This is a genomic window from Ramlibacter paludis, from assembly GCF_022012305.1.
GTDB lineage: Bacteria > Pseudomonadota > Gammaproteobacteria > Burkholderiales > Burkholderiaceae_C > Ramlibacter > Ramlibacter paludis.
In genome coordinates this window covers 1-308 of record NZ_JAKLTM010000019.1, presented here as the reverse complement: position 1 = coordinate 308, position 308 = coordinate 1, and the positions used below count along the sequence as shown (strand labels likewise).

The 308-nt window shown below is 69.5% G+C and carries 1 protein-coding gene; it reads right to left on the bottom strand.

The window, feature by feature from the left end; translation table 11 throughout:
• Positions 1-308 (bottom strand): hypothetical protein (locus LZ009_RS24175; protein WP_275700559.1); only part of this gene is annotated, 308 nt, incomplete at both ends.

The following is a 308-nucleotide window of genomic DNA, read 5'->3' as shown; positions in this document are numbered from 1 at the left end:
GCCGATCAGGTCGTAGTTGCCATCCAGGCTCACCCCGCCCAGCACCGCGCCGGTCGCCGCATTCACGGCCACCACCCGGTCCGGGTTCGGATAGCCGTTGAACAGCAGCAGGCTGCCCGCGGGCACCGCCGTCGTGCCCAGCGTCATGTCCGCCGCGACGAACTGCAGCCCCGTGTAGTTGAAGCTGTAGGGCGTGCCGAAGTCGTTGGTCAGCGTGATCGTCTGCAGCACCTCGCCGGTCGCCGCGCTGATGCGCAGCAGGTGCCCCGGGTTGGCGAAGTCGCTGCTCCAGAGGTCGCCGTTGGCCG